This is a genomic window from Streptomyces sp. NPDC044061 (assembly GCF_056434305.1).
Genome location: NZ_JBWKFL010000148.1, coordinates 1 through 2,741 on the forward strand (window position 1 = coordinate 1; position 2,741 = coordinate 2,741).

A 2,741-nucleotide genomic window follows, 5' to 3' on the forward strand; every position below is an offset into this window, starting at 1 on the left:
GCGGATACTTTCTGGGAGCAGCCATGGTCACAGGTCCTTTCATGAGAACCATCTGACCCGCTGTCACCTCACTCCGCATCTCGGGGGAACCTCAGACATCGGGTGGACATCGCCTCACTACGTGATGACTCTTAGATCATGCTGAAGTCAGTACGGCTGTGGCTGCAGACAGAAATGGGATCCATGAAGGGTGACGCACTCCAAGACCGCTCGCTAGGTGACGCCCGAAAGTCGACATCGGGCATGATCTCAGGGACGATCGGCGATCTTCGAACGACGGGCAGCGGGCGGCTGCCTCCTCAACTTGATCCGCAGTCGCCCGCGGTGGGACGCAGGCCCCAACGCAGCCGCGTACGCCACGGTCAGCCCTCCTGCGCCGATTACGGCTGCACCCGACCGCAGTGTCTGGAAGCCGCGCGCAAGGCACGCCGCGAGCGCTCCCGTGAACACGCCGAAGGCCGCCGCAGCCGGGTCACTTCTGAACCGGCAGCCATCCATGCCGTACTCCTGCGCACGCGAGGCCTGTCCGCGCAGGACATCGCCTGCCGCTCCGGCGTCGCCGTCACGCTCATCCGCCGACTCCTCAAGCCCGTCGGCCAGCGGCCGCCACGCATTGCCCGCACCACCGCCGACGCAGTGCTCGGCATACCCTTGCCCCCGAAACAGCACCATCTCCCGCTCGCCGGCCGCGGGTTCGTGGACGCCGCCCCCGCGGCCCGGATGCTGAGCGATCTCGCAGCCCGCGGCTGGCCCACCGCCCGCCTCGCTCACGACCTCTGCATCCACCCGCACACCATCTCTGCGATCCGCGACGGCCACCACGCCCGCATCAGCATCGCCATCGACCAGCGCATCCGCCGCCTCCACACCGCCCTGCAGGCAGTCGACCCCGCCACCGCCGGCGTGCGCCCCGCAGACGCCGCCAAGGCCCGGACGTGGGCCACCCGACGCGCCAGCAAACCTGTGGCCCATCGCACCGCCACGAGGTGAACCAGGACGTGTCCGGCCGGTTTTGTATCCGCCCCGCAGCTGAAAGAGCGGATCGGCCAAGGTCCGCCGGTTGCGCCTGAGTGCCGGGGCGTCCGGGGGGCGATTCTCGGGACCGGATCCAGAGCCCTGGGGCGCTGGACGGAATGGGGCCAGGTTGCAGACCACCAGCGCCAGCAGGGAGGAGAGCCGGTAGCGCACCCCGCTGGCTCCGCGCGGATCGCCGAGCGCCTCGAACTCCGCTACACGGATGCGGACTTGATCCGCGCCGAACCCTCACGCAGGGCTACAGACGGCGTGCGGGGCAAACGGGAGCAGCGATGGGGGATGATGTGAGGTGACCCCGGTGGTGTGGACACTCTGACAATGGATCTTGCAGATCCGAGGAAGGGTGTCCTGGTGGGACGTAGGTCTCCGTATCCGGTGGAGTTCAGGAACGATGCCGTCGCGCTGTACCGCGCGGCGGGCGGGAAGCGCACGTATGCGGCGGTCGCGGCGGATGTCGGGGTGACCGGCGAGACCCTGCGGAGCTGGGTGCGCCAGGCCGACGAACATGCCGGCCGTGCTCACGGCCGCGGCGAGCAGAACTCGGAGAGCCGGGACGAGGAACTGGCCCGGCTGCGCGCGGAGAACGGCCGGCTGCGCAAGGCGGAGCAGGAGTGGGAGCTCGAGCGGGAGATCCTGCGGCGGGCGGCGGCCTATTTCGCCAAGGAGATGAAGTGAGGACCCGCCGCTGGGACTTCGTCTCCGCCCACGCCGGGACCTTCGGCGTTCAGCGGATATGCCAGGTCCTGCAGGTCTCCCGCTCGGGCTATTACCGGTGGCTCGCCGGCGCGAAGGCCCGCGCCGAGAGGCAGGCCGCCGAGGACGCGCTCGTCGCGGAGATCCGCGAGGTCCACACCGCGCACAAGGGAACATACGGGGTCCGCCGCGTCCACGCCGAGCTGCGGGGCTTCGGGCACGCCGTCAACCGCAAGCGCGTCGAGCGCCTGATGCGCCGGCACGGTATCGAGGGCCGTCACCTACGGCGCCGCAAGCGCACCACGGTCCCCGACCGGCTTGCACCACCGGCCCCGGACCTCGTCCAACGTGACTTCTCCGCCGCGCAGTTGGACGAGAAGTGGTGCGGGTCGGGTAGCCGGAGGGAATCTCACCCTCCGGCTCCCACAGAACCGTGCGTAACAGTCTCCCGTTACACGGCTCTTGTCACCCTGATCACCAGAAATTACGGCACAGGCGCCAATGTGCGAACATTCCCCGGTATCGCTGTGTGATCCCCTGGAAACAATCCTTGGCTTTCTTGAACCCGGCCAGCCGTTTGTACTTTCTGCGGATCCAGCGCACCAGGTAGGCATTGATGCGCCGCAGGAGGGGTTTCAGCGCGGAGTGATAGAACGCTCCGTAGTATTGCATCCACCCTCGCACGATCGGGTTGATGATCCTTGCGAGTTGGGCGAAGGTGTGTCCCGTACGCCGGTGGATCCGCCACCCGCGCAATTCGGAACTGAGCCTCTTCAGGGCCTCCTTGCTGATCGCAGGCAGCAAGCACGGAAATGTCACCCCGTGCTTGCTGCGCGCCGCGCGAGCGCGGAACGTGAACCCCAGGAACGTGAACGCCGTGTGCTCGTACGAGCCCCGCCGGTTCGCGTCCTTGCAATAGTCGGGTAGCCCCAGCGCATTACTGCGCCGGGGCCCCCTCGGAACCGGCCATGCGGGTTTCCCCGCAGCTCGGCTCGGGCAAGCCCTATGGCTTT

2 protein-coding genes and 2 pseudogenes are annotated in these 2,741 nt (G+C 68.0%); 2 read left to right on the plus strand and 2 right to left on the minus strand.

The window, feature by feature from the left end; translation table 11 throughout:
- Positions 1-324 precede the first annotated feature (324 nt).
- Positions 325-990, plus strand: a complete 666-nt coding sequence (locus AC07CM_RS50640; protein ID WP_478883320.1) for a hypothetical protein — start codon at positions 325-327, stop codon at positions 988-990.
- A gap of 144 nt (positions 991-1,134) precedes the next feature.
- Here the strand turns inward: AC07CM_RS50640 and AC07CM_RS50645 are convergent.
- Positions 1,135-1,346 (minus strand): annotated as a pseudogene (locus AC07CM_RS50645) (ISAs1 family transposase); the annotation flags it as partial.
- A gap of 40 nt (positions 1,347-1,386) precedes the next feature.
- On the opposite strand from AC07CM_RS50645, the pseudogene AC07CM_RS50650 reads away from it, so the two are divergent.
- A pseudogene (locus AC07CM_RS50650) lies at positions 1,387-2,117 on the plus strand (IS3 family transposase); the annotation flags it as partial.
- A gap of 85 nt (positions 2,118-2,202) precedes the next feature.
- On the opposite strand, the gene AC07CM_RS50655 reads toward AC07CM_RS50650, so the two are convergent.
- Positions 2,203-2,741: group II intron maturase-specific domain-containing protein (locus AC07CM_RS50655; RefSeq protein WP_478883319.1), on the minus strand; the 539-nt coding region annotated here is incomplete at its 5' end.